The organism is Pseudomonas sp. A-R-19, from assembly GCF_019956575.1.
Lineage (GTDB): Bacteria > Pseudomonadota > Gammaproteobacteria > Pseudomonadales > Pseudomonadaceae > Aquipseudomonas.
In genome coordinates, this window is record NZ_JAHBDR010000061.1 from 38,776 (window position 1) to 63,210 (window position 24,435).

Sequence of the window (24,435 nt, forward strand, 5' to 3'; positions counted from 1 at the left end):
ATTTAAGGAAAACCGATGCGCTTTCTGTTGCTGTGTGCGTTCAGCCTGCTGGCTGGCTGCCAAACCCATTCTGTAACGCCGCCCCCGGCGCCGATTGCCCCGCAAGGGCGCGATCACGCCGACCTTGGCGTCATCCGCGAACTCGCCAGCGGTCGCACGCTGACCCCGCAGGAACTGGTCGAGCGCCTGGCCGCCGCGCCGCGGGTTCTGGTCGGTGAACAGCACGACAACCCGGACCACCACGCCCTGCAATTGTGGTTGCTGCGCGAGCTGGCGGCACAACGCCCCCAGGGCAGCCTGCTGATGGAAATGCTCAACCCCGATCAACAGGCCAGGGTCGATGCCGCGCAAACTCAAACCCGCGCCGGCCAGCCACCGGCCGATGCGTTCAAGGCGCTGGCCTGGCAGGCCAATTGGGATTGGAGCGTCTATGGCGCCCTCGTCACTTACGCGCTGCGCCAACCCTATCCACTGCTGGCGGCGAACCTGGATCGCGCACAGATCATGCAAATCTACAAACAGCGTCCGCTGCTCACGGGTGAAGCGTCCACCACCCAACAGGTGCAGGCGACCTTGCTCGACGACATCCGCGAATCCCATTGCGGGCTGTTGCCCGAAGCACAGATGCCGGCCATGCTCGCCGTGCAGCAACAGCGTGACCGGCGCATGGCCGAACGCCTGATGGCCGCGCCAACGCCTGCGTTGCTGCTGGCCGGCGCCTTCCACGTACGCAAGGATCTGGGAGTGCCGCTGCACCTCAAGGACCTGGGTGCCGGTGACGGCAATGCGGTGCTGATCCTCGCCGAAGCGGGCAAGACCGTGACCGCCGACAGCGCGGATTACGTGTGGTACACCGCCGCACAGCCGGAACAGGATCATTGCGCGAAGCTGCGTCGTTAAAGCCAGACGAAACATTGTGGCGAGGGGGCTTGCCTGTGGCGAGGGGGCTTGCCCCCGTTCGGCCGCGAAGCGGTCGCGAAGCGGTCGCGAAACAGATGAATGCGGTTTACCTGACAAACCGCATTGTCTGTATTTGGGACTACTTCGTAGTCCAACGGGGGCAAGCCCCCTCACCACAGGCAAGCCCCCTCGCCACAAGAGCGCAGCCAGCCCCGCTGCGGCGCGACACTATGTCGCGCCGCAGCAAAGGTCCAATGGTCGCATCCGCCCCTCAGGCACCAGCACAGTTTGTTAACATCCCCGCGATTTTTTCGTCTGTACAGCCACCACGCTGTCAGTTCAGCCTGTTCAACAGGATGCTTTTTTCATGAGTACTTTGTATACCCGCCGAACCGTCCTGCAGGGCATGGGCCTGTTGAGCCTGGGCCTGCTCGCCGGTTGCGACGACAGCAGCAAGCTGTCGTTCAAGTACGGCAAAGACCTCAGCGACAAGATCATGGGGCGCAACTTCAAGCTCACGGACACCCAGGGCGAAACCCGGATGCTGGGCAGCTATCGTGGCTTGATGCCGATGGTGTTCTTCGGTTTCACCCAATGCCCGGCCGTGTGCCCGACCACCCTGGCCCGTGCCGCGCAGGCCAAGAAGCTGATGGGTCGCGATGGCGAAAGGCTGCAGGTGGTCTTCATCACCCTGGACCCCGAGCGCGACACCCCGGAGCTGCTCGACAAGTACGTCAAGGCATTCGACCCGAGTTTCGAAGCGCTGTACGGCACCCTGGAAGAAACCGCCGCCACCGCCAAGGAATTCGGCGTGTTCTTCGAGAAAGTACCGAGCGGCGATACCTATACCCTCTCCCATACCGCGACCAGCTATGTCTTCGACTCCCGGGGCAATCTGCGCCTGGGACTGTCCGCGTCCCTGACGGCCCAAGAGTGCGCAGAAGACCTGCTCACCGTGATGGAGGTTTGCTGAAATGAATGCACCGCAGGCTAGAAACCGTTTCGCACAACGTTGCAGGCAACTGGCGCTGGGCTTGTCCCTGGTTGGCCTGGCCCTTCAGGCGTCGGCACAAACCGAGGTCAAGGACGCCTGGGTCCGCGCCACCGTGGCCGGCCAGCCGTCGAGCGGCGCCTTCATGACCGTCACTGCGAGCAGCGACAGCAAACTGCTGAGCGTGCAAACGCCGGTTGCCGGGCTAGTACAGATCCATGAAATGAGCATGAAAGACGATGTGATGAAAATGCAGCAGGTGCAGTCCGTTGCGTTGCCGGCCGGTGAAGCGGTGAGCTTCGATCCCAACGGCTACCACATCATGCTCATGAACCTGACGGGCCAGATCAAGGAAGGCGACAAGGTGCCGCTGACCCTGACCGTGGAAGACGCCAAGGGTGCGAAAGAGTCGATTCAGGTTGAAGCCGTTGCCAAGGCGATCGGTACCATGGATCACAGTGCGATGACGCATGATCACAGCAAGATGAATTGATCGCTCCATCCGTTAAAACTCAGAACCTGTGGGAGCGGCGGTGCGGCGATCCGACTTGCTCGCGAAGGCGGCATGTCAGGCAACATCGATGCTGAATGTGCCGGCCTCTTCGCGAGCAAGCCCGCTCCCACAGTTTGATCTTCAGTGAATGTGAGTCCTGCGGCCGGCCACATATTGGTGGGAACGAGCCCGTCGACTCAAACCAGCTTGAGCACGACGTTGATGTTGTTGCGCGTGGCTTTCGAGTACGGGCAGTACTGGTGCCCGGTGTCGACGATTTTCTGCGCGGTCTCGCGATCCAGCCCCGGCAGACTGACATTGAGTCGCGCCTGGAGCAGATAGCCGCCTTCATTGGTGCCCAGGTCGACTTCGGCATCGACGGCCACATCCTTGGGCAACGCCACTTTCATTTCCCTGGCGGCCACTTGCATGGCGCCGATGAAACAGGCTGACCATCCGGCAGCGAACAGTTGCTCGGGGTTGGTTCCGCCACTGCCCGCACCTGGCGACGACAGCTTCACATCGAGGATCCCGTCGGAACTGCGGGACGCGCCATCGCGCCCGCCGGTGGTGTGGGTCTTGGCGGTGTACAACACTTTATCGATCTGGCTCATGGTGACCTCCTGATTGAGTTGTAAGAAACCGGTCTTAACACCCCATCCGGTCGCTGGGATGGTCAATCAATATAGACGTCACAGCGCCACACCGTGGTCTATCCGACCGACGCCCGCTTCTTCATTTACGCGCCAACTTGTACCTGACGCAGTCGTCATAAAAGCTCTGCCGTACGGCCGTCGGTTTGAATCGCGACGGACTGTCATAAGTTTGTTCTGTAATGCCTAGCGCCATCATGCGCATCCAGCTTTTGGCGAACCTGTAGACCTGGATTTTCTGGCGGGCGGCATACAAGGAAACGCCAGAAAGCTTTAGTTCCTGTGCCCTTGCAGCGGTGCCCGCGCCCCAACTGCACATGTATTGATCATTGGCGGCGAGTTCTTTTGCTTGAGCCGAGTTGGCTATGCCCGTAACTATTAGCGGGATTAATGCGATCCATATCTTGCGCATTTCGACCTATCTAACCAATTGAAAACCAAGTAATTTTGAAGAGAACTTTGAAACTTGGGGGCCAGCATCCTGCCTTTTCTGCAAATAAATGAAAAAGCCGGATGGGGGTCGTCAATTTCTTGCGAGTTTTCAAACCTTTGCTATAGCTAAGGTTCTCAATCGCCAACTAAGTGAGGCAACGGAATGTCAGTCGCAAAGAAAATGAGTGTGGGGCAACTGACAATGTTGACCGCCGTCAACATGTTGGGCTCAGGAATTATCCTGCTACCGACGAAACTCGCGGAAGTCGGTGCAATTTCAATCCTCTCCTGGCTGATCACGGCCACCGGCTCCCTCGCTCTGGCCTACGCCTTTGCGCGATGCGGGATGCTCAGCCGAAAGACCGGCGGCATGGGCGGTTACGCCGAATACACCTTCGGTAAAGCAGGTAACTACATCACCAACTACACCTACGGCCTCTCGCTGCTGATTGCCAACGTGGCGATCAGTATTACCGCGGTCGGCTATATCCAGGTGTTGTTCGGGATAAAACTTGATTCGCTGCAAGTCGGCCTGGCGACTATTGCTCTGTTGTGGATCACCACCTTCGCCAACTTTGGCGGTGCGAGCATTACCGGCCGGATCGGTGCGGTCACAGTCTGGGGTGTGATTGCACCGGTGGTATTGGTGTCCACGGTGGGCTGGTTCTGGTTCGACAGCAGCGTCTACGCCGCTGGCTGGAACCCCCACGACAAAGGCTGGTTCGAAGCGGCAGGCGCCTCGGTGGCCATTACCCTGTGGGCCTTCCTCGGCCTGGAATCGGCTTGCGCCAACACCGACGCGGTGGAAAACCCTGAGCGCAACGTACCGATCGCGGTGCTGGGCGGCACCTTGGGTGCAGCGGTGATCTACATCGTTTCCACCAACGTGATCTTCGGTATCGTCGGCAACGAAGAACTGGTCGCGTCCACCGCGCCGTTCGGCCTGGTGTTCGCCAAGATGTTCACCCCGATGGTCGGCGACATCGTGATGGCGGCCATGGTGCTCGCCTGTATCGGTTCGCTGCTGGGTTGGCAGTTCACGATTGCCCAGGTGTACAAAAGCTCGGCCGACACCGGTTACTTTCTGTCGATCTTCGCCAAGGGCAACAAAGCGGGAACGCCCATTGTCGGCATGCTGGTGCTGCTGGCGGCGCAGACCGCGCTGGCCCTGCTCACCATCAGTCCCGACTTGAGCAAGCAGTTCGATACCTTGGTCAACCTCGCGGTGGTGACCAACCTGGTGCCGTACATCCTGTCCATGGCCGCGCTGATGACCATGCAGAAAGTCTCCAACGTGCCGGAAGGCAAGGCACTGGCGACCAACGTCATTGCGTTGATCGCAGCGGCCTACAGTTACCTGGCGCTCTACAGCTCCGGCGAGCAGGCCCTGATGCTGGGCGGCGTGGCCACTATCGTTGGTTACACCCTGTTCGGCTTCGTCAACAACCGTCTGATCCGCCTCGAAGCACTCAACAACAGCGTACCGACGCAAACCGTCAGCGCGCAGCACCTCACTGCAGATCCAGTGCCGGTGAACAATCTGAATAAAGCCACTCTGGAGGTTCAAGCATGACGGAATATAAACACTCGCTGGGCATGCTGGCGCTATTGGTCAGCAGTCCGCCGGACAAGCGAACGGTGTTCGGCCGTGCCCTGGACCAACTGGTCCACGACGTAGAGGGACGTGGCGTCAGTGTACTGGCCTCGGAAAGTCTCACCGATGCCGCATCGATCCTGCGCTCGGACCCGGCCATTCAATGCGTGCTCATCCGCTGGGAAATGGACACCAGCGAAGGCCACGCCGACTGCACCAAACTGCTGGTCAAACTGCGTGAGCGCAACACCCGCGTACCGGTGTTCCTGATCAGCGACCGCACCACCGCGTCGAGCATTCCGTTGCTGGTCATGCAACACGCCGACGACTTCATCTGGTTGCCCGAGGACACCTCCCGGTTCCTCAGCGGCCGTATCCTGGCGGCCATCGAACGCTATCGCCAGGCCGCCCTGCCGCCGATGTTCGGCGCGCTGGTGAAGTTTGCCCGCAACTATGAATACTCCTGGCACACCCCAGGCCATGCCGGCGGCACCGCGTTCCTGAAGAGCACCGCAGGCCGGGCCTTCTACGAGTTCTTCGGCGAGAACCTGCTGCGTTCCGACCTGTCGATCTCGGTCGGCGAACTCGGTTCGCTGCTCGATCACAGCGGCCCCATCGGCCAGGGCGAGCGTTATGCCGCCAAGGTCTTCGGCGCCCACCGCACCTACTACGTGACCAACGGTTCGTCGATGTCCAACCGCGTCATCCTCATGGCCAGCGTCACGCGCAACCAGATCGCCCTGTGCGACCGCAATTGCCACAAGTCCGCCGAGCATGCGATGACCCTGTCCGGGGCGATTCCGACCTACCTGGTGCCGACCCGCAACCGCTACGGCATCATCGGCCCGATCCTGCCGCAGACCCTGAGCGCCGAAGGCGTGAAAGCCGCCATCGCCAACAACCCGCTGGTCAAGAAAGGCATCGACCCGACGCCGGTGCACGCGATTGTCACCAACTCCACCTACGACGGCCTGACCTACAACGTCACCCGTGTTGAAGACCTGCTGGGCGAGAGCGTCGACCGCCTGCACTTCGACGAAGCCTGGTATGGCTATGCGCGCTTCAACCCGCTGTACACCGGGCGCCATGCCATGCACGGCAACCCGGCCGATCACGACAAGTCCAAGCCGACCGTGTTCGCCACCCAGTCGACCCACAAGTTGCTGGCTGCCCTGTCCCAGGCCTCGATGATCCACGTGCGCGACGGCCGTAACCCGATCGAACACGCACGCTTCAACGAGTCGTACATGATGCACGCCTCGACCTCGCCGAACTACGCGATCATGGCGTCCTGCGACGTCAGCTCGGCCATGATGGAAGCACCGAGCGGGCAGATCCTCACCAGCGAGTCGATCGAAGAAGCGATCAGCTTCCGCCAGGTGCTCTCGCGCATGCACAACGAGATGCTCAGCAAGGACAACTGGTTCTTCACCTGCTGGCAGCCGCCGACCGTACAGGTGGGCGCAGCGACCGTGCCGTTCCATGAAGTCGACCCGGTCACGCTGAAAACCGACCCGAACTGCTGGGTCCTGCACCCGAACGCGGTATGGCACGGCTTCGGCGACATCGAAGAAGGCTACTGCATGCTGGACCCGATCAAGGTCTCGGTGCTGAGCCCCGGCATGGGCGACGACGGCACCCTGCTCGCCTCCGGTATTCCGGCCTGTGTGGTCACGGCGTACCTGGGTCGCCAGGGTATCGTGGTCGAGAAGACCACCGACTTCACCATCCTGTTCCTGTTCTCCATCGGCATCACCAAAGGCAAGTGGGGCACGCTGCTCAACGCCCTGCTCGACTTCAAGCGCGACTACGACGACAACGCAGAGCTCGAGCTGTGCCTGCCGGACCTGTACAGCGCTCATCAGCAACGCTATGCCGGCATGGGCCTGAAGGACCTGGCCGACGAAATCTTCGCCGCCATGAAGAAACACAAGACCACCGCCAACATGTCCCAGGCTTTCGGCACCCTGCCACAAGCCGAGTTCAGCCCGGTGGAGGCCTACGAAAAACTGGTGCGCAACGACATCGAACTGGTCACCCTCGACGAGGCCGCCGGACGCCTCGCGGCAACCGGTATCGTGCCGTACCCGCCAGGTATCCCGTTGCTCATGCCAGGTGAGAACGCAGGCCCTGCGGACGGCCCGTTGCTGGCGTATCTCAAGGCACTGGAAGCCTTCGACAGATCCTTCCCAGGCTTCACCCATGACACCCACGGGATCGAAGTCGAAGACGGCGTTTGTCGGATGCTGGTCCTGAAATAACTTAGCCAGCTTCACCGCAACCCTTGTGGGAGCGGACTGTGGCGAGGGGGCTTGCCCCCGTTGGGCTGCGAAGCAGCCCCAAGATTTCCGATGTATCGAAGATCTTGTGAGTGCTGCGCACTCAAACGGGGGCAAGCCCCCTCGCCACTCCTCGCTCCCACATTGCTTTGCGTCGCCCCAAAAAATCCCTATGGGCAAACTCAATCACAGCGCTCTATGATTGATCCCCATGACCACCACCGCTGCGATCCGCTCACCCTGCCCGCCCGGCGCCTGCGACTGCGGGCGTGACCCGTTGCTGGAAACACCAGGGGCGGACCTGCGCATTCTGTTTCTGACCCGCAATGAAGAAAAACGCCTGATCGAACGCCTGGAAAACCTGCAGAGCCTGAGCGATCTTGCGCTCGTGCAGCGGCGCATGTTCGAGCAGTTGGGCATTCGCGTAGACATCGCCCCCGGCTTCAATGAAGTGCGCACCATGCGCGGCATCGGCATCCAGGTTGGCGAGCTGCCAGGACTGTGCCGCAAGACCCGCGCCAGCATCCCCGCCGCGATTCGCCGCGCCATGGAGAAACGCCCGGAGATTGCCTACGAGCTGCTCAATGCCAACGACCTGTTGCGTGACGCCTGATGAAACCCATTCTCGAGTTTCCCCTCACCGACGAGATTCTCACCTCGTTCGCCCTGGCCATCGGTGCCGACCTGCAGGGCTACCGCAACCACATTTACCGGGTGTTGAATTTCCATGGAGCCCTCAGTGGCATCGAAGGCCTGCCCCCGGACGCCGTACAAATCGCGGCGGCGTTTCATGACCTGGGTATCTGGACCGATGACACCCTTGACTACCTGCCGCCCTCCATCGCCCTGGCCACTGAATACCTCGACAGCCATCGACGAGCGGAGCTGAAGGATGAAGTCAGTGCGTTGATACTTGAGCATCACAAGCTGCGCCGGTATCGCGGCGCTTGCGCCGACAGCGTCGAACTCTTTCGCCAGGCCGACCTGGTGGATGTGTCCCTGGGCCTGGTGCGTTTCGGCTTGCCCCGCAGCTTCGTCCGAACCGTGCAATCGACCTTTCCCGATCATGGTTTCCACTCGATGCTGATGAAGCTTTCCGCCCGGCAATTGATCCGCACGCCACTGCGGCCGTTGCCCATGTTTCGCTGGTAATACCGGCGGATGTATTGCTCTGTGACAGCGCTGTTTGCATAACGCCATTTCCAGGAAAAGTGCCTGGAACACTTACTTTCTGACTATCCATTACTGGATATTTCGCAATTCAAACCTACGCTCTTCGCGGGGGTTACGAAATTCAACGACGGTTAGGGGGCTCGTCTCGATGTACTCACGCTAGTACGCAGGAGCTCGACATGAACCGGACAACCTTATCGACGATATTTGCAGTCCCTCTATTGCTGTCTGCAATGGCGCTTCCCGGCCTGGTCCTGGCCGCCGACAAAGTCCCCAATATCCTGGTGATCATGGGCGACGATATTGGCTGGTCGAATATTGGCGTCTACAACCAGGGCATGATGGCCGGCAGAACGCCCAACCTTGATCAATTGGCGAATGAAGGCATGCGTTTCACCGATTACTACGCCGAGGCCAGTTGCACCGCCGGGCGTGCCAACTTCATCACCGGCGAATTGCCGATTCGTACCGGCATGACCACCGTCGGCCAGGCCGGCTCGCCGGTGGGTATTCCCGCCGAAGCCGTGACCATTGCCACCGCACTCAAAGCCATGGGTTATGCCACCGGCCAATTCGGCAAGAACCACTTGGGCGACCTCAACCAGTTCCTGCCCACCGTCCACGGTTTCGACGAATTCTTCGGCTACCTCTACCATCTCGACGCCATGGAAGACCCGGCGCACCCCAATTATCCGAAGGAGCTGTTGGAATCCGTCGGCCCGCGCAACATGGTCCACAGCTGGGCCACCAGCACCGATGACCCGACCGTGATGCCGCGCTGGGGCAAGGTCGGCAAGCAGAAAATCGAAGACGCCGGCACGCTCTATCCGGACCGGATGAAAACCGTCGACGACGAGATTCGCGACAAGGCCTTCTCGTTCATCGACAAGGCCAAACAGGACAACAAACCCTTCTTCGTCTGGCTCAACCCGACCCGCATGCACATCGTCACGCACCTGTCCGACAAGTACGAGGCCATGCGCAACTCGGAGAATGGCTGGTCGGAACAGGAAGCCGGCATGGCGCAGCTCGATGACGTCGTTGGCGATGTCCTGGCGAAGCTGAAAAAAGACGGCATGGACGACAACACCATCGTGATCTTCACCACCGACAACGGTGCCGAGAACTTCACCTGGCCTGATGGCGGCACCACCCCGTTCGCCATGGGCAAAGGCACGGTCATGGAGGGTGGTTTCCGGGTACCGGCGATCATTCGCTGGCCGGGCAAGGTACCGGCCAACCAGATCGCCAACGGCATCATGTCCGGCATGGACTGGTTCCCGACCCTGGTCGCGGCGGCGGGCAACCCGAACATCACCGCCGAACTGCTCAAAGGCAAGCAATTGGGCGACACCACCTACAAAGTTCACCTGGACGGCTATGATCAAACTCCAATGATCACCGGAAAAGGTCCGTCGAACCGGCATGAAATCTTCTACTTTGGAGAGAGTGCCCTGGGTGCAGTGCGCATAGACGACTACAAATATCGCTTCATTGACCAACCGGGTGGCTGGTTGGGGGCTAAAGTTGATGTGGACGTGCCGATCCTGACCAATCTTCGACTCGACCCGTTCGAGCGCATGGGCTGGCCGGAAAACCAGGCCGCGCAGGGATCGCAACAATACTTCGACTGGTTCAAATTCCAGTTCTGGCGCTTCGTGTTCGTCCAGCAACAGGTGGCCAAACTGGCTGAAACAGCGATCGAGTTCCCGCCGATGCAAAAAGGCGCGAGTTTCAACCTCGACTCGGTCAAAGCCAAGATCGCCAAGGCTCGAGCAGAGATGGCCAAGTAACAGCCGAATCCACGGGTGGCTGGTGCAGTCCACCCGTATTCGAAATGGACAATTGCTGAGGGATTTCAATGCGAATAAAAACAGCTGCCCTGCCCACCTCTGCGCTACTTGCCCTGTGCTGTCAGCAAGCCTGGGCCGGCGGCATCATGCTCTATGAAATCGGCACCGATAACGCCGGCCTGGCCAACGCCGGCGCCGCCGCCCGTGCCCAAGGCCCCTCGACCATCGCCAGCAATCCTGCAGGCATGAGCTATCTGCCAGGCACGCAAATCACTGCCGGCTTGCAGGTTCTGTACGGTGACCTGAGCTTCGACCGCGACTCCGGCACCAATGTCTCGGGTAGCGGCAGCGGCAATGCCCTTGATCCGATGCCCGGTGGCAGCTTCTTCATCAGCCATGAACTGGACGAGCACTGGAGCGTCGGTTTCGGCCAGTACGGTGACTTCGGCCTGGCGCTCAATTACGACAACGACTGGTCCGGCCGCTACTTCACACAGAACTCCAGCCTGCTCGGCTTGTCACTGGTACCCAGCGTGGCGTATCGCTTCAACGAGCAGTGGTCGGTCGGCCTGGGCATCAAGGCCATGTACGGCATGTTGAAGGCAGACACCGCCATCGACCGTTCTCCTTTCGGCTTCACTGACCGCGCTGACGGCCAATACAAGTACCGCGACAACGACTGGGGCTATGGCGCCAACGTCGGCGTGATCTACGCCCCGCAACCCGGCACGCGCATCGGCCTGACCTACACCAGCCAGGTCGACCTGGACTTCGAGGACCGTCTCGATGTGAAGGGCGACGGACGTCTGCTCGATAGGGTCAACAACACCAACACCGAACTCGACATGAAGGTGCCGCAAACCGTGACCCTGAGCCTATTCCAGCAACTGGACCGGCAATGGGCGCTGCTGGCCTCGGTCAACTGGCAGGACTGGTCGGAATTTGGCGACATCGCCGTAGAGGTCGACACCACCGCGCTTGGCTCGCAATCAAAAACCGTCGACGCCGGCTTCAAGGACACCTGGCACCTTTCCCTTGGCACGCAATACCAGGCCACCGAACAGTTGTTGTGGAACTTCGGCGTGGCCTACGACAGCAGCGCCGTCTCGGACAGCAATCGCAGTGTGGTGGTGCCGATGAACGAATCCTGGCGCATTGCCACAGGAGCCACCTATGCTCTGAACAAGGACACCGATGTCAACGTCAGTTGGGCCATGGTCTGGCTTGGCGACATGCCGGTCGAGCAAACGAAATCCGTATCGGGCAATCAAATTTCCGGAGAATTCGACAATGCCTGGATTCAAGCTATAACCGGAAACATGACTTGGCGATTCTAATGCCTGGCTCAAAAAAAGACGCTTTCATCCAAGGAGTAAACACCACTATGAATCTATCCCGAAAACTGCTCGTCGGCACCGCGCTGGCCAGTCTGTTGCTTGGCGGTTGCACCTCGAAAGTGACTGATAAGGAGCAATACTCAGGTTACCTGTCCAACTACAACAACCTGCAGGAAGTCGAAACGCCGAGCGGCGGCACCGCGATGCGCTGGGTCAGCCCTTCGTGGAACCCGAATGCCTATGACACTGTGGTGTTCAACAAACTGGAGCTCTACCCTGCCCCCAAGCCCAATGAGCGGGTCAACCAGCAGACGCTGGACGACATCCAGAACTACATGACCAGCAAAGCCAAGGCCACACTGGGTCAGAAGTATCGCGTAGTGACCAACACCTCTGCCGCACCTGCGGGCTCGCGCCCGCTGATCATGCGTGCGGCGATTACCGGGGTTAACGCCGAAAACGAAGGCATGAAGTGGTACGAAGTGGTCCCCATCGCCGCCGTAGTCGGTGCAACCCAGGCCGCCACCGGTCACCGTGACCAGGAAACCATTCTGTTCATCGAAGCCGAGTTCGTCGACGCGAAGAGCAATCAGACCGTGGCCAAAGTGGTGCGCAAAGTGTTTGGCACCGAGCTGAAAAACGAGAGCCAGAAGGTGACTGCCAAGGACTTCAAAGCTGCGATCGACAAGATGGGCAGCGACTTCCAGGCATTCCTGAAGTAACACCCTGCCCTTGTGGCGAGCGAGCTTGCTCGCGCCGGGTTGCGTAGCAGCCCCAAAATCCGGTCGACAATGACCATTTTGCGACTGCTGCGCAGTCGGGCGCGAGCAAGCTCCCTCGCCACAGGTGGTCGTCGTTTGCGGTCACTTCTTCATTCCGACCCGCCTACGCATTTCGGCGGTGATCGCCTGCCGGGTTCCGGGCATCTGCGCCCATGGCGCGTCCCCCACTTCTGAAAGGCGCTCATGCACGTTGTGCACGTTCCAATGATTCCCCCCCTTCAGCTCGGCCACCTCCTCACGAAAGATCGGCACTGACACCGGCAAATCCTCACGGGTGCGCGCGGCGTAGGCACAAATGGTGGTCGCCCCCAGGCCGTTGCGCAGGTAATCGATGAAGATCCGGCCGACCCGGTTCTTCGGCCCCGACACCGCCGAAAAACGCTCGGGCAACAGATTGGCCATGTGGCTGACAATGGCATGGCTGAAATCCTTGACCTCATCCCAACCGAGCTTGCGGGTCAGCGGCACCACCACGTGAATGCCCTTGCCACCGCTGGTTTTCAGAAACGCCTTGAGCCCCAGTTCATCCAGCACCGACAGCGTCAGTTGCGTGGCCTCGACCATGCGCTTCCACGGCAACGCCGGGTCCGGGTCAAGGTCGAGGACAAAACGATCCGGCTTGTCGAGTTTGTCAGACGTAGCATTCCAGGTATGCAGCTCCACGGTACCCATCTGCACCGCGCCAATCAGCGCCTCGGCGTTGTTGATCAGCATGATCGGCTGGCCGGTAAGTTGTTTGTCGAGGGTGGTGATGCCGGGGATCGCCAGGTGCTCGGCATTCTTCTGGAAAAACAGTTCGCCGCCGATGCCGTCCGGCGCACGCACCAGCGCCACCGGGCGATCCTTGAGTTCGGGCAGGATCCACTCGGCGACACTCGCGTAGTACTGCGCCAGCTGCAGTTTGGTGGTGCCGCTGTCGGGGTCGATCACCCGGTCCGGGTGAGTGATGCGCACCTTGCCCTCCTCCAGGCCGATTTGTGACGGTGCGGGCGCGGTGTTCTTGGGCGTGGTTTTTTTCGCAGTGGAGGTCTTCACGGTTTTCGCGCGCTCCTCGGTGATGGCATGTGCCGGTTTATCATTGCGCAGGCCATGGAACACGGCATGCCGCACCGAGCCGTCCCTGGTCATTTCGGCGAAGGCCACTTCGGCCAGCAATCGGGGTTTGAGCCAGTGCACATCCCTGGCCTCGGAACCGCCGGGTGGATTGACCACCGGCGGTTTTTTCACCTGCAACGGCTTGAGCTGCTCATGGATGCTGCGCAGGGTCGCCTCGTTGAACCCGGTGCCGACCTTGCCCGCGTAACGCAACTCGCCGCTATCGCGGTCATGCAGCCCCAGCAGCAGTGCGCCGAAGGCATGGCGCGAGCCTTTCGGTTCGGTGAAACCGACGATGACGAACTCCTGGCGATGCTGGCATTTGAGCTTGATCCAGTCGCTGCTGCGCCGGGACACATAAGGCGAGCCCAGGCGCTTGCCGATCAGCCCTTCCATGCGCATCTGGCAGGCGCTGTTGAGCAAGGCCTGTGGCTCCTCGCCAAATGACTCGGAGAAGCGCAGCAACGGCTGGTCATTGCCGTTGAGCACCGTTGAAAGCGCGGTCCGGCGCTCTTCGACCGGCACTTCGCGCAAGTCCACGCCGTTGAGGTACGGCAGATCGAACAGGTAGTAGAGAATGCCGTCGCTGCGATCCATCTCGAAAGCGTTTTGCAGCGCCTGAAAGTCCGCTACACCCTGGTCGTCGGCCACCACCATTTCACCATCGAGCCACGCCGATTCCAGGCCCAGTGCGGCCAGGGCTTGGGCCTGCCGGGGTAGTTTGTGGGTCCAGTCGTGGCCATTGCGGGTGATGAGTTTCACCTCGCCGTGGTCGATGCGCGCCATGATCCGGTAGCCGTCGAACTTGATTTCGTAACGCCATGGGCCGTCCGGGACTTTTTCCACCAGCGTTGCCAGCTGAGGCTTGAGCAGGTCCGGCAGCCTGGCTTTGCGCGCACCCGTCAGTGGCGATGATTTTTCCTTGCTTGAGCTTCGGGGCATGGCTCACCTGCTTCGCGCCAGGACGTTGAATGCAAACGTCTCCTAACCCAGCAGAGCCAGCGAGCGGGGCAATAATTCAATTGGCGTTTAGAATGCCCGGACGGACGGGCTTGTGACGTGGGGTACGGCCGGTGTTTCAGCAGGTTGACCGTGTCATCGTTCTTCGCGAGCAAGCCCGCTCCCACAGGGGATCTCGGCCAGACACAAATGCCAGGATCGCCCAATAACCTGTGGGAGCGGGCTTGCTCGCGAAGCTTTGCTTATGGGGTCAGGCAGCGCCCTTGGCCTGCTGTTCCAGATGCACTTGCAACTCTGGGTCGATCTGCAACGCCGCGGCCAATTCATCCAGATAGTTACGCTCGGCGTCCTGCTGATCGTCCACCAGCATCACGCTGGCCAGGTACATCTCCGAGGCGATGGCCGGGTCGGTGGCCGACTGCGCGACTTCATTGGCGTCCAATGGCTTGGCGACCTCATCGTCCAGCCATTGCTGCAATTGCGGATCGTCGGTGTGACGGCCGATTTCAGTACTGATCATCTGCTTCTCGGCGTCATCGATTCGGCCATCGGCCTTGGCCGCCGCGATCAATGCCCGCAGGATCGCATGGCTGTGCTCCTCGGCCTCCGGGCCGGCGAGCAAGTCCACGGTGCGTGGTGCTTCCTGCGGTGCCGACGCCTGGCTGCGCTGCCAGGTCTGGTACGCCTGGAACGCCATCATGCCGAGGGACGCCAGCGCCGCATAATTAGTACCGCCTCCGGAACGACTTTGTGGCGCGCCGCCCATCGGTGAACCGCCACCCAGCAAACCACCGAGCAAACCGCCCAATCCTGCACCACCACCGCCAGCACCGGCGCCACCGCCCAACAACCCGCCGAGCAATCCACCCAGGTCGCCGAGCCCGCCTTGGGCGGACGCGCCACCGCCACCCTGTTGCGCCATCGAGCCCTGGCCGGCACGCAATAATTGTTCGAGCAGATCGCTGGTGTTCATGACGCAGTCCTCTTTGTCAGGTGTTTATCCAGTCAGGCAACGATAGCCCCCGCAGGCGAATGTGCCAGCACCGTTGGGCTGACGTACCCACGCCAGCGCGGATTTGTCCGGGGTATTTCTTCGCGGCGCAGCTAAGATTCATGAGTGGTGAACCTTATTCGCGGATACCCGGTCGATACCTGCAACCCGACCCGGTTTGCCACCGCCCCGTAACCGGGGTAACAACTGGCTTGCTTCATTCACTGGAGAACGCCCCTGTGATTTCAACCCTCTACATCGCCAGACTCAAAGCCTGGGGCGCCCATGGTTTTACCGCCACTGGCGTGGTCACCGCCTTCCTCGCCACCCTGTCCCTGCTGGATAACCAGCCGACCCATTGCCTGTTATGGCTGGGTGTCGCCCTGATCGTCGACGGCCTGGACGGCGCGCTGGCACGCAAGGTCAATGTGCAGTCGGTGCTGCCGAGCTTCGATGGCTCGATCCTCGACCTGGTGATCGATTACCTGACGTATGTGTTTATCCCTGCCCTGTTCATCTACCGCTACATCCCGTTGCCGGACTACACCTTGCTGCTGAGCGTGTCGCTGATTCTGGTGTCGTCGCTGTTCTGTTTCTGCAACGTCAACATGAAAAGCAAGGACAACTACTTCCAGGGCTTCCCCGCCGCCTGGAACGTGGTTGCCCTGTGCCTGTACATCATCGCCCCATCAGCGTGGATCACCTTCCTCACGATCATTGGCCTGGCCTTGCTGACCGTGACCCGGATGAAATTCCTGCATCCGTTCCGCGTGCGCCGGTTCATGCCGATCAACATTGCGGTGACGGCCATCTGGTTGCTGTGCAGTTTGTCGCTGGTGCTCAACCATCCCGTCATCAACCCGTTGGTGATGGGGCTTTGGCTACTGATGTCGGCGTACTTCCTGGGCATCTGCCTGTGGCGCACGGCGCTGGAGTGGCTCGACGAATCGCGGCTCAAGTAGCCATGCCGGCGAAAGTCATTTAGCAGGCATCACACTACCCCCTTGTAGGAGCGAGCCTGCTCGCGATGGTCGATAACGATTACGCGTGTTTTCTGGATGCACGCGGTGTTTTCGAGTCCATCGCGAGCAGGCTCGCTCCTACAAGGGCCATTAGCGCCGCGTAATCACCACCTCCAGGTATTCACTCGGCACCACCAGCGACTTGTCTCCCGCCCGGTTCATCCGGTTGATCAGCTCGGTCAGGTCCGCTTCCAGCGCCTTGGCGCCGTCCTCGGGCAGTGCGGCGAAGGCCTTGTGCATCGGCCCGTACCAGCGGCGGAAGGTGTCGATGAAATGCGCCGTCGAGCGATAGCGGAAATTGAAGGTGCGGCGCGTCACCTGGAGCAGGAACTCCCGTTCGTCGAAGTGCTCGTGCAACCAGGCTTCGGTGCCCCAGCGCGAGGGCGGATTCGCTCCCGGCGCGGGTGGCAGGTGCTGGCCAAGGGTCTTGAACATCTGGCCGACAAAACCTTCCGGCGTCCAGTTGGCCAGGCCGATCCGCCCGCCCGGGCGGCAAACCCGCGCCAGTTCCGCGGCGGCCTTGGGCTGGTCCGGCGTGAACATCACGCCGAAGGTCGACAGCACGGCATCAAAACTGCCGTCGGCAAAGGGCAAGGCTTCGGCATCGGCAACCTGGAAGGAGACTTTCAGGCGCTCTGCCCGGGCCCGCTCTTCGCCGCGCTCCAGCAAGGCCGCGACATAGTCGGTGGACGTCACCTGACAGCCACGGCGCGCGGCGGCAAGTGTCGCGTTACCGTTGCCGGCGGCGACATCGAGCACGCGTTCATCGCACAACAGGTCGCAGGCTTCGGCCAGTTGCTCGCCGACAATTTGCAGGGTGGTACCGATCACGGCGTAGTCGCCGCTGGCCCAGGAGGCCATCTGGCGGTTTTTCAAGGCAGTCAGATCAATGGGTGTACTCATGGAGACAATCTCTGGGCTGAAACACGAGTCGGGCCTGACGGGCGGTTACTCCGCCGTCGTCGGATCGATGACGTTCATCACCTGGGAAATGCGGTTGGCGGGGAAACCACTGATCCTCGCGTGCTCCCTGATTTGCTCTTCGTTCGGCGAGATGTATACGCAGTAGAGCTTGTCGCCGGTGACATAACTCTGCAGCCACTGCACCTCTGGCAAATCCCGCAACGCCCGGCAGGACTTTTGCGAAGCGGCTTTCAAATCCCTTTCCGACAGATCTCCAGCGCCCTGGATCTCGCGTTCAATGACGAACTTCGGCATGGCAACCTCTCTTTTCTTGTTCTAGGTGGCAGGGTCGGTGCTGACCCTGTAGACAAACTATCGTCCTGGCGGGCGTTGGCGTCCTGCCCGATCGTCGCCCAACCCTGCCCGATCGTCCGGAGATTCCACGATGCGCGCCGACGCGTTCACAATCAGGAATCCTTGCACGGGAACTCCTTATGGACGCTCTGTCACAGACCCTGCGCGTCGTGCACCTGGTCGGCGCGATCTTCATCAACGCCCGGTTCACCGCGCCCTGGTGCTACCAGTCGCCCAGTGCCGACACGGCGGCGCCGTTCCTGGAGCCCGATGCGGAACGGGTGGTGATCTTTCACCTGATCACCGAGGGCGAGTGCTATGTCGAACTGGGCGATGATCCGCCACTGCTGCTGAGCGCGGGCGACGTGGTGATCTTCCCCCAGGGTGACGCCCATCGCATGTGCTCCCGACCGGGATTGCTCCCGGCCACGGGTGCGCGCCTGGATGCGGTGCTGGCGCGGCGGCCCCGGCAACTGAGTTATGGCGGCGGTGGCGCGGTCACCCGCCTGGTGTGCGGCTACCTGGCGTGCGACACGCGCCTGGCGGGCATGCTGCTCAAGGGCTTGCCGGCCGTGGTGCGGGTCAATGTGCGCGGTTCGAGCGCCGGCATCTGGCTGGAATCTTCCGTGCACTATGCCCTCGCCGAAGCCCGCTCGCCCCGCCCCGGCGGTGAAGGGGTATTGGCCAAACTCGCCGAAGTGCTGTTCATCGAAGTGCTGCGCCTGTACATGAACGAACAGGACGAAGGCCGCACCGGCTGGCTGGCCGGCGTGCGCGACCGCATTGTCGGCGCCGCCCTCAACGCCTTGCACAAGAACCCCTGCCACGCCTGGACGCTGGAAGAACTGGCGCGCAGCGCCAGCACCTCAAGATCGGTATTGGCCGAACGCTTCCAGCAACTGGTGGGGATCTCGCCGATGCAGTACCTGACGCAATGGCGCATGCTGCTCGCCGCCAACCTGTTACGCAGCAGCAACAGCTCATTGACGCGGATCGCCGAAGAAGTCGGCTACCAGACCGATACCGCCTTCAGCCGCGCTTTTCGTCGCGAGTTTGGCGCACCGCCGGCGGCGTGGCGGCGCGGGCAGGCGGCTTCGAATCACTTGAGCGGTCACTGAGCCGGTAGGGGCGACAGCACCACCCAGGACCGCTACTCTCGCGACTGACCTCTGAAAGGACTCACACCATGACACCCCGCCTGGACTGGCTTGCTCTCCATATGCAGCACAGCAACACATTCGCTGCGTGGATCCACCAGCAGTTCCACTACGAATACGCTGGGCAGCCACTGCCCGACTGGCAACGAGAGTTCGCCGAAGGCCAACACAGCGGCGACTGGAAATGTCTGATTGCCCTTGACCATGATGAGCTGCTGGGCGGCGCGGCACTGGCCCGGGCCGATCTGGCCCATCGCCCGGATCTTGGGCCTTGGCTCGCTTGCGTGTTCGTTACTCCCGAGGCACGCGGCAAGGGCCTGGCGGAGCGGTTGATCGAAGGGATTTGCGCGCAAGCCAAAGCCAGCGGCGAGACGAGGATCTACCTGCACACCCAGGACCAGAGCGATTACTACGCCAGGCGCGGTTGGGTAGTGCTGGAGCGTTTTCGGGCGTGGGACAAGGATCAATGGCTCATGGCGCGAGACCTGTGAGCCATTGATCGAGCGGTTTACGCGGCGGGCGTGCCGGCCTTGGCCTCTTCCAGCAACTGCTGAATCACTTGTTCCTGAGTGTCGTAGCTGCCTTCACCAAAGTGCGTGTAACGCACCTGCCCCTTGGCATCGATGATGTAGTGCGCCGGCCAGTACTGGTTGTCGAAGTTGCGCCAGATCGCGTAGTTGTTGTCGATCGCCACCGGGTAGGTGATGCCGTATTCCTTCACCTTGGCCCTGACGTTGTCGATGATGCGTTCAAAGCCGTATTCGGGCGTGTGTACGCCGATCACCACCAGACCGTCCTTTTCGTACTTCTTCGCCCAGTCCTTCACGTACGGCAGGGTGTGCTTGCAGTTGATGCAGTCGAAGGTCCAGAAGTCCACCAGCACCACCTTGCCTTTGAGCGCTTCGTTGGTCAGTGCGGGCGAGTTGATCCAGTCCACCGCGCCGGACAGCGACGGCATGGCGCCCTGGGCGTTGCCCATGGTGCTGTCGGCCTTGACCTTGCTGACCAGGTAATCGACGACTTTCGGCACGGTTTCCAGTACGCCTTTCTCGACACTGCTGACCGCTTCGGATGAGGTGTTGGCCAGCAGTTGGTCATTGGCACCCGTGGCAATCACCGCTGCCCCGCCCAACACCGCGACCCCGGCGCCACGACGCAACCAGCCAGTGACCGGAATCGCTGGTTTCAAGCGATTGACCAGGCCGCGACCGGCAAAGATCAAGGTACCCAGGGACAGCGCACTGCCCGCGCCATAGGCCACCAGCAGCAGACTGGTACCGGCGTTCGCGCCCTGCAGCATGGCGCTGGTCAGAATCACTCCGAGGATCGGTCCGGCGCACGGGGCCCAGAGCAGCCCGGTGGCGACACCGATCATGATCGAAGCCAGCGGTCCGGACATCTTGCGCGAGTTCGGGTCGATGCGATTGCCCAGCACCACGAAGGGCCGCGCCAGCCAGTCGCCGACCCGGGCCGAAATCAGCGACAGGGCGAACAGCACCATCACGAACAGGGCGACGTGGCGGCCGGTGTTGCTGGCTTGTATCACCCACTCAGTGCTGACCACGGCCAGGCTCGAAACCAGGGCGAACGTCAGAACCATGCCGCCGAGGGTGAGCAGGATCGAGGAGCGTGTGCGGTCGGCCCCGGCGAACAGGAATGGCACGACCGGCAGGATGCACGGGCTGAGGACGGTCAATATGCCGCCCAGGAAAGCGATGAGTAACATGGGATCACCTAATGCAAATTAGTGGACGACACAGAATCCTTGTGGGAGCGGGCTTGCTCGCGAATTGGCCGGTCCATTCAACATTGATATCAACCGAACGACCGCTTTCGCGAGCAAGCCCGCTCCCACAGTGGATTGGGGGTGTTTTCAAGCGGTCTGTTCATCCAGCAACTGCCCCTGCGGCGTGCGGCTGGCACCGTCTTGCGCCAGGAAGCCATTGGTACCCTTCTCTGCCACTGGCGTGAGCTGGAAGCAGGTGCTGCTACCACAGGCGCTTTGCTCGACGGCGGCGTTGGCATGGGCTGCGGCACCAGCGACGGAAAAGGCGATGGCGGTCAAGAAGCGGGAAACGTTGTTCATGATGTCCTTCCTGTTGCAAATGGATTAAACAGTGGTTGATCGCAGCACTCAGTTCTGCGAGTTGCAGTTGTCGGCGAACTTGCTGTAATCCAGCACCCGGGTTTCGGACTGGGAGTCGAGGTAGGTCAGCCGGGCATTCACCACGCCGCAGGAAGGCGTAGAGTCCTCGGTCAGCGACACCACTTTCTTGATGTCGAGGTGGCTGCCATAGGTGTAGGTTTTAGGCGCGACATCGGCTTCGGCACGGGCCGACAGGGTGCAGATGTTCAGGGCGGCAAACAGGCAAGCGGCGTAGATGGCCTTGGTGTTCATGGCGGATTCCTCAAAGTTTCAACAGGTCGTTGGTTCGTTTGGCCGAGGCGGTCTGGTTTGCCTCGATGGAACCTATTAAAAGCCTGTGAGGTATCTCGTCTGTGTCGGGAATCGACGCCAATCAATCGGTACGTATCAGAACCGGGCGCAGATACAGAGCAATACAAAACCGCTGAAAATCGGTTTTTTTGCCTTCGTGTGTATCCGCGGGCAAGCCAGATACACTGCAATACAAAGGGCGGCAGGCGAGCCCGCCCGGGCTCGATAGACTGTGTGGCATTCCCCATTCATCAGAGGTTTGGCCCAATGGATCACGTTGATCACATCCTCATCGTTGACGATGACCGCGAAATCCGCGAACTGGTAGGCAATTACCTGAAGAAGAACGGCCTGCGCACCACCGTCGTGGCGGATGGACGGCAGATGCGCGCGTTTCTGGAAACCACGCCGGTGGACCTGATCGTGCTGGACATCATGATGCCGGGGGACGATGGCCTGCTGCTCTGCCGCGAACTGCGCGCGGGCAAACACAAGGCCACGCCGGTCCTGATGCTCACCGCCCGCAACGATGAAACCGACCGCATCCTCGGCCTGGAAATGGGCGCCGACGATTACCTGGTCAAGCCGTTCGCCGCCCGTGAACTGCTGGCGCGGATCAACGCGGTGCTGCGGCGCACCCGCATGCTGCCGCCGAACCTGGTGGTGACCGAAGCCAGTCGCCTGCTGGCCTTCGGTCGCTGGCGCCTGGACACCTCGGCCCGCCACCTGCTCGATGAGGACGGCACCATGGTGGCCCTGAGCGGTGCCGAGTACCGATTGCTGCGGGTGTTTCTCGACCACCCGCAACGGGTGCTCAACCGTGATCAATTGCTCAACCTGACCCAGGGCCGCGACGCCGATCTGTTCGATCGCTCCATCGACCTGCTGGTCAGCCGCCTGCGCCAGCGCTTGCTCGACGACGCCCGCGAACCGGCCTACATCAAGACCGTGCGCAGCGAAGGCTATGTGTTTTCCCTGCCGGTGGAAATCCTGGGCGATCAATCATGACCCTGGCGCTGCACTGGCCGCGCACCCTGGCCTCGCGGCTGTCGCTGATTTTCCTGATTGGCCTGATCCTCGCCCAGGCCTTGTCCTTTGGTGCGCAGTACTACGAACGCTACGAATCCTCGAAGAACACCATGCTCGGCAACCTGGAAACCGACGTTTCCACCTCCGTTGCCATCCTCGACCGCTTGCCCGCCGATGAGCGCGCCGGTTGGCTGCAGCAACTGGAGCGACGCAATTACAGTTACCTGCTCGATGAGGGTTCACCGGGCACGCCGATACGCAGCGACATGCCCGATGCGCCCATTGCCCTGGCCTCGATCAAGGACGCCATCGGCCACGATTACCCGATGACCTTTACCGACATCCCCGGGCCGAAAAAGCATTTTCAAGTGCATTTGAACCTGGCGGACGGCAGCCCGCTGACCATCGACGTGCGCCCGGCGATGGTCCCGTTGTCGCCCTGGCTGCCCATCGTGCTGCTCGGGCAACTGGCGTTGATGCTGGCCTGCTCCTGGCTGGCGGTCAGAATCGCCATCCGCCCCCTCACCCGCCTCGCCGGCGCCGTCGAAACCCTCGACCCCAACACCCACCCCGTGCTCCTCGACGAAAAAGGCCCGACCGAAGTCGCCCACGCCGCCAAGGCCTTCAACTCGATGCAGGCACGCATCGCGGCGTACCTGAAAGAACGCATGCAACTGCTCGCGGCCATCTCCCACGACCTGCAAACCCCCATCACCCGCATGAAACTGCGCGCCGAGTTCATGGACGACTCCAGCGAAAAAGACAAACTGTGGAACGATCTGGGCGAGATGGAACACCTGGTGCGCGAAGGCGTGGCCTACGCCCGCAGCATCCACGGCGCCACCGAAGAAAGCCGCCGCACCGACCTCGACTCATTCCTCGACAGCCTGGTGTTCGACTACCAGGACGTGGGCAAGGACGTTCAACTCACCGGCAAGAGTGCCGCCGTCATCGACACCCGCCCCCACGCCTTGCGCCGGGTACTGGTCAACCTGACGGACAACGCATTGAAGTTTGCCGGTGCCGCCGAGTTGCGGGTGGAAAAGCAGGCCAATGGCAACCTCTCGATCAAAATCCTCGACCGTGGTCCGGGGATCGCCGAGGAAGAACTCAAGCAAGTGATGGAACCCTTCTACCGCGTGGAAAACTCCCGCAACCGCAGCACCGGCGGCACCGGGCTGGGGTTGGCGATTGCCCAGCAACTGGCGATCGCGATTGGCGGGGCGTTGACCTTGAGCAATCGTGAGGGTGGCGGGTTGTGTGCGGAGTTGAGATTGCCGGGGTAGAACGTTTCGGGTCAGGGGTGAAGAATGCCGGACAAGGCGTAAAATAATGGCCGGCTGGTAGGGCGTCATCGCTGGCAAGCCAGCTCCTACAGTTTGATTGGGTACATCTGCAAGATGTTGGTTGGCTGGTCGGCCGTCTTCGCGAGCAAGCCCGCTCCCACAGTTTGAGTGGCGTGTACCTGCGAGGGATTGGTTGGCTGGTCGGCCGCCATCGCTGGCAAGCCAGCTCCTACAGTTTGAGTGGCGTGTACCTGCGAGGGATTGGTCGGCCGGCAGGCCGCCTTCGCGAGCAAGCCCGCTCCCACAGTTTGAGCGGCGTGTACCTGCGAGGGATTGGTTGGCTGGCAGGCCGCCATCGCTGGCAAGCCAGCTCCTACATAAGAGCAAAGGCAAATCGGCGTACACCTTCGCTTTTCACCACTCATCAGGCCGAGCGTTAGCTCGCCTGCAGCTCTTGATCTTGATCCACCCGCCCCCTCGGAAGGCTGAGTGGAGGTGTTCATCCGGGGATTGGCGCGCAGCGCCGTTCGACGCAGTCGAACTCATCGCATGTAGGTGCCAGCGAAGCCAACCGGAGGGCGATGCCCCCGGATGAATACCGGAGCGAAGGAACCCCGAGCCTCAGCGAGGGGCCGGACGCCAGGGGCGTGAAGGGATCAACCACATAGGTAACAGAAGAGTTCAGTCACATAGGTAACACCAGGTCACTTACTTCTGATCACCTTTAACGTCACATAATCTTCCTTTGCATCCTTTTCATCGATGCGACCTAAC

At 61.1% G+C, this 24,435-nt stretch carries 24 protein-coding genes; 15 read left to right on the forward strand and 9 right to left on the reverse strand.

The features are described from left to right. The first annotated feature begins 15 nt into the window (after nucleotides 1–15). The 3 genes from KGA88_RS17705 to KGA88_RS17715 all read left to right on the forward strand — a co-directional run bounded on the left by KGA88_RS17705 (nucleotide 16) and on the right by KGA88_RS17715 (nucleotide 2,384). Nucleotides 16–900, forward strand: a complete 885-nt coding sequence (locus KGA88_RS17705; protein ID WP_223593140.1) for a ChaN family lipoprotein — start codon at nucleotides 16–18, stop codon at nucleotides 898–900. 367 nt (nucleotides 901–1,267) lie between these two features. Then, nucleotides 1,268–1,873, forward strand: coding sequence for an SCO family protein (locus KGA88_RS17710; RefSeq protein ID WP_110663101.1), 606 nt, complete (start codon nucleotides 1,268–1,270; stop codon nucleotides 1,871–1,873). Between the two features lies 1 nt (nucleotide 1,874). Continuing rightward, the gene (locus KGA88_RS17715; RefSeq protein WP_110663099.1) at nucleotides 1,875–2,384 is read left to right on the forward strand and encodes a copper chaperone PCu(A)C; all 510 of its coding nucleotides are present in this window, start codon (nucleotides 1,875–1,877) and stop codon (nucleotides 2,382–2,384) included. 197 nt (nucleotides 2,385–2,581) lie between these two features. Here KGA88_RS17715 and KGA88_RS17720 read toward each other — a convergent pair whose 3' ends face one another. Together KGA88_RS17720 and KGA88_RS17725 are read right to left on the reverse strand one after the other, a co-directional pair. Continuing rightward, a complete protein-coding gene (locus KGA88_RS17720; protein WP_223593143.1) occupies nucleotides 2,582–2,998 on the reverse strand; it encodes an organic hydroperoxide resistance protein in 417 nt (138 codons plus the stop codon). Between the two features lie 121 nt (nucleotides 2,999–3,119). Further along, a complete protein-coding gene (locus KGA88_RS17725; RefSeq protein WP_110662119.1) occupies nucleotides 3,120–3,449 on the reverse strand; it encodes a hypothetical protein in 330 nt (109 codons plus the stop codon). 183 nt (nucleotides 3,450–3,632) lie between these two features. On the opposite strand from KGA88_RS17725, the gene potE reads away from it, so the two are divergent. The 7 genes from potE to KGA88_RS17760 all read left to right on the forward strand — a co-directional run bounded on the left by potE (nucleotide 3,633) and on the right by KGA88_RS17760 (nucleotide 12,367). Next, entirely contained in the window at nucleotides 3,633–5,042 is a 1,410-nt protein-coding gene (gene potE, locus KGA88_RS17730) for a putrescine-ornithine antiporter (RefSeq protein ID WP_110662120.1), read from the forward strand. Beyond that, on the forward strand, nucleotides 5,039–7,324 hold the full coding sequence (locus KGA88_RS17735) for an Orn/Lys/Arg decarboxylase N-terminal domain-containing protein (RefSeq protein WP_110662121.1): 2,286 nt from the start codon (nucleotides 5,039–5,041) through the stop codon (nucleotides 7,322–7,324). Before potE ends, KGA88_RS17735 begins: the two co-directional genes overlap by 4 nt. A gap of 229 nt (nucleotides 7,325–7,553) precedes the next feature. Next, entirely contained in the window at nucleotides 7,554–7,955 is a 402-nt protein-coding gene (locus KGA88_RS17740; RefSeq protein WP_110661977.1) for a hypothetical protein, read from the forward strand. Continuing rightward, entirely contained in the window at nucleotides 7,955–8,494 is a 540-nt protein-coding gene (locus KGA88_RS17745) for an HD domain-containing protein (RefSeq protein WP_110661976.1), read from the forward strand. Before KGA88_RS17740 ends, KGA88_RS17745 begins: the two co-directional genes overlap by 1 nt. 200 nt (nucleotides 8,495–8,694) lie before the next feature. After that, nucleotides 8,695–10,308 (forward strand): arylsulfatase, encoded by a 1,614-nt coding sequence (locus KGA88_RS17750; protein WP_223593145.1) that lies wholly within the window; start codon nucleotides 8,695–8,697, stop codon nucleotides 10,306–10,308. 68 nt (nucleotides 10,309–10,376) lie between these two features. After that, a complete protein-coding gene (locus KGA88_RS17755; protein ID WP_223593147.1) occupies nucleotides 10,377–11,645 on the forward strand; it encodes an OmpP1/FadL family transporter in 1,269 nt (422 codons plus the stop codon). A 47-nt stretch (nucleotides 11,646–11,692) separates the two neighbouring features. Then, nucleotides 11,693–12,367, forward strand: a complete 675-nt coding sequence (locus tag KGA88_RS17760) for a DUF3313 domain-containing protein (protein WP_110661973.1) — start codon at nucleotides 11,693–11,695, stop codon at nucleotides 12,365–12,367. A 141-nt stretch (nucleotides 12,368–12,508) separates the two neighbouring features. Here KGA88_RS17760 and ligD read toward each other — a convergent pair whose 3' ends face one another. Together ligD and KGA88_RS17770 are read right to left on the reverse strand one after the other, a co-directional pair. After that, the gene (gene ligD, locus KGA88_RS17765) at nucleotides 12,509–14,464 is read right to left on the reverse strand and encodes a DNA ligase D (protein WP_223593149.1); all 1,956 of its coding nucleotides are present in this window, start codon (nucleotides 14,462–14,464) and stop codon (nucleotides 12,509–12,511) included. Between the two features lie 268 nt (nucleotides 14,465–14,732). After that, nucleotides 14,733–15,455: a tellurite resistance TerB family protein gene (locus KGA88_RS17770; protein ID WP_223593152.1), complete on the reverse strand. Its 723-nt coding sequence runs from the start codon at nucleotides 15,453–15,455 to the stop codon at nucleotides 14,733–14,735. Nucleotides 15,456–15,712: 257 nt separating this feature from the next. On the opposite strand from KGA88_RS17770, the gene pcsA reads away from it, so the two are divergent. Beyond that, on the forward strand, nucleotides 15,713–16,435 hold the full coding sequence (gene pcsA / locus KGA88_RS17775) for a phosphatidylcholine synthase (protein ID WP_110662524.1): 723 nt from the start codon (nucleotides 15,713–15,715) through the stop codon (nucleotides 16,433–16,435). Between the two features lie 150 nt (nucleotides 16,436–16,585). On the opposite strand, the gene KGA88_RS17780 is transcribed toward pcsA, so the two are convergent. Both KGA88_RS17780 and KGA88_RS17785 read right to left on the reverse strand, forming a co-directional pair. Next, complete coding sequence (locus KGA88_RS17780; RefSeq protein ID WP_223593154.1) at nucleotides 16,586–17,398, reverse strand: class I SAM-dependent methyltransferase; 813 nt, start codon at nucleotides 17,396–17,398, stop codon at nucleotides 16,586–16,588. Nucleotides 17,399–17,443: 45 nt separating this feature from the next. Beyond that, entirely contained in the window at nucleotides 17,444–17,713 is a 270-nt protein-coding gene (locus KGA88_RS17785) for a DUF4242 domain-containing protein (protein WP_223593155.1), read from the reverse strand. 179 nt (nucleotides 17,714–17,892) lie between these two features. Between KGA88_RS17785 and KGA88_RS17790 the strand changes: the two genes are divergently transcribed. Together KGA88_RS17790 and KGA88_RS17795 are read left to right on the forward strand one after the other, a co-directional pair. Beyond that, nucleotides 17,893–18,870, forward strand: a complete 978-nt coding sequence (locus tag KGA88_RS17790) for an AraC family transcriptional regulator (protein WP_223593164.1) — start codon at nucleotides 17,893–17,895, stop codon at nucleotides 18,868–18,870. A 68-nt stretch (nucleotides 18,871–18,938) separates the two neighbouring features. Beyond that, nucleotides 18,939–19,400, forward strand: a complete 462-nt coding sequence (locus KGA88_RS17795) for a GNAT family N-acetyltransferase (RefSeq protein ID WP_223593167.1) — start codon at nucleotides 18,939–18,941, stop codon at nucleotides 19,398–19,400. Between the two features lie 17 nt (nucleotides 19,401–19,417). Here the strand turns inward: KGA88_RS17795 and KGA88_RS17800 are convergent, their stop codons facing one another. The 3 genes from KGA88_RS17800 to KGA88_RS17810 form a co-directional block, all read right to left on the reverse strand. Further along, nucleotides 19,418–20,635, reverse strand: a complete 1,218-nt coding sequence (locus KGA88_RS17800; protein WP_223593169.1) for a cytochrome c biogenesis protein DipZ — start codon at nucleotides 20,633–20,635, stop codon at nucleotides 19,418–19,420. A gap of 147 nt (nucleotides 20,636–20,782) precedes the next feature. Then, on the reverse strand, nucleotides 20,783–20,995 hold the full coding sequence (locus KGA88_RS17805) for a hypothetical protein (protein ID WP_110661688.1): 213 nt from the start codon (nucleotides 20,993–20,995) through the stop codon (nucleotides 20,783–20,785). 48 nt (nucleotides 20,996–21,043) lie between these two features. Continuing rightward, nucleotides 21,044–21,307, reverse strand: a complete 264-nt coding sequence (locus tag KGA88_RS17810) for a DUF2790 domain-containing protein (protein WP_110661686.1) — start codon at nucleotides 21,305–21,307, stop codon at nucleotides 21,044–21,046. 306 nt (nucleotides 21,308–21,613) lie between these two features. On the opposite strand from KGA88_RS17810, the gene KGA88_RS17815 reads away from it, so the two are divergent. Further along, entirely contained in the window at nucleotides 21,614–22,354 is a 741-nt protein-coding gene (locus KGA88_RS17815; protein ID WP_008050458.1) for a response regulator, read from the forward strand. After that, nucleotides 22,351–23,661, forward strand: a complete 1,311-nt coding sequence (locus tag KGA88_RS17820; RefSeq protein ID WP_110661684.1) for an ATP-binding protein — start codon at nucleotides 22,351–22,353, stop codon at nucleotides 23,659–23,661. Before KGA88_RS17815 ends, KGA88_RS17820 begins: the two co-directional genes overlap by 4 nt. Nucleotides 23,662–24,435 lie beyond the last annotated feature (774 nt).

Bases quoted from the DNA above. Each gene is read 5' to 3' on its own strand.
- KGA88_RS17745 (WP_110661976.1), top strand. From the start codon at position 7,955: ATGAAACCCATTCTCGAGTTTCCCCTCACCGACGAGATTCTCACCTCG.
- ligD (WP_223593149.1), bottom strand. From the start codon at position 14,464: ATGCCCCGAAGCTCAAGCAAGGAAAAATCATCGCCACTGACGGGTGCG.
- KGA88_RS17760 (WP_110661973.1), top strand. From the start codon at position 11,693: ATGAATCTATCCCGAAAACTGCTCGTCGGCACCGCGCTGGCCAGTCTG.
- KGA88_RS17805 (WP_110661688.1), bottom strand. From the start codon at position 20,995: ATGAACAACGTTTCCCGCTTCTTGACCGCCATCGCCTTTTCCGTCGCT.
- KGA88_RS17770 (WP_223593152.1), bottom strand. From the start codon at position 15,455: ATGAACACCAGCGATCTGCTCGAACAATTATTGCGTGCCGGCCAGGGC.
- KGA88_RS17820 (WP_110661684.1), top strand. From the start codon at position 22,351: ATGACCCTGGCGCTGCACTGGCCGCGCACCCTGGCCTCGCGGCTGTCG.
- KGA88_RS17750 (WP_223593145.1), top strand. From the start codon at position 8,695: ATGAACCGGACAACCTTATCGACGATATTTGCAGTCCCTCTATTGCTG.
- KGA88_RS17815 (WP_008050458.1), top strand. From the start codon at position 21,614: ATGGATCACGTTGATCACATCCTCATCGTTGACGATGACCGCGAAATC.
- KGA88_RS17795 (WP_223593167.1), top strand. From the start codon at position 18,939: ATGACACCCCGCCTGGACTGGCTTGCTCTCCATATGCAGCACAGCAAC.
- KGA88_RS17705 (WP_223593140.1), top strand. From the start codon at position 16: ATGCGCTTTCTGTTGCTGTGTGCGTTCAGCCTGCTGGCTGGCTGCCAA.
- KGA88_RS17740 (WP_110661977.1), top strand. From the start codon at position 7,554: ATGACCACCACCGCTGCGATCCGCTCACCCTGCCCGCCCGGCGCCTGC.
- KGA88_RS17810 (WP_110661686.1), bottom strand. From the start codon at position 21,307: ATGAACACCAAGGCCATCTACGCCGCTTGCCTGTTTGCCGCCCTGAAC.
- potE (WP_110662120.1), top strand. From the start codon at position 3,633: ATGTCAGTCGCAAAGAAAATGAGTGTGGGGCAACTGACAATGTTGACC.
- KGA88_RS17725 (WP_110662119.1), bottom strand. From the start codon at position 3,449: ATGCGCAAGATATGGATCGCATTAATCCCGCTAATAGTTACGGGCATA.
- KGA88_RS17710 (WP_110663101.1), top strand. From the start codon at position 1,268: ATGAGTACTTTGTATACCCGCCGAACCGTCCTGCAGGGCATGGGCCTG.
- KGA88_RS17720 (WP_223593143.1), bottom strand. From the start codon at position 2,998: ATGAGCCAGATCGATAAAGTGTTGTACACCGCCAAGACCCACACCACC.
- KGA88_RS17785 (WP_223593155.1), bottom strand. From the start codon at position 17,713: ATGCCGAAGTTCGTCATTGAACGCGAGATCCAGGGCGCTGGAGATCTG.
- KGA88_RS17780 (WP_223593154.1), bottom strand. From the start codon at position 17,398: ATGAGTACACCCATTGATCTGACTGCCTTGAAAAACCGCCAGATGGCC.
- KGA88_RS17800 (WP_223593169.1), bottom strand. From the start codon at position 20,635: ATGTTACTCATCGCTTTCCTGGGCGGCATATTGACCGTCCTCAGCCCG.
- KGA88_RS17790 (WP_223593164.1), top strand. From the start codon at position 17,893: ATGGACGCTCTGTCACAGACCCTGCGCGTCGTGCACCTGGTCGGCGCG.
- KGA88_RS17755 (WP_223593147.1), top strand. From the start codon at position 10,377: ATGCGAATAAAAACAGCTGCCCTGCCCACCTCTGCGCTACTTGCCCTG.
- KGA88_RS17735 (WP_110662121.1), top strand. From the start codon at position 5,039: ATGACGGAATATAAACACTCGCTGGGCATGCTGGCGCTATTGGTCAGC.
- KGA88_RS17715 (WP_110663099.1), top strand. From the start codon at position 1,875: ATGAATGCACCGCAGGCTAGAAACCGTTTCGCACAACGTTGCAGGCAA.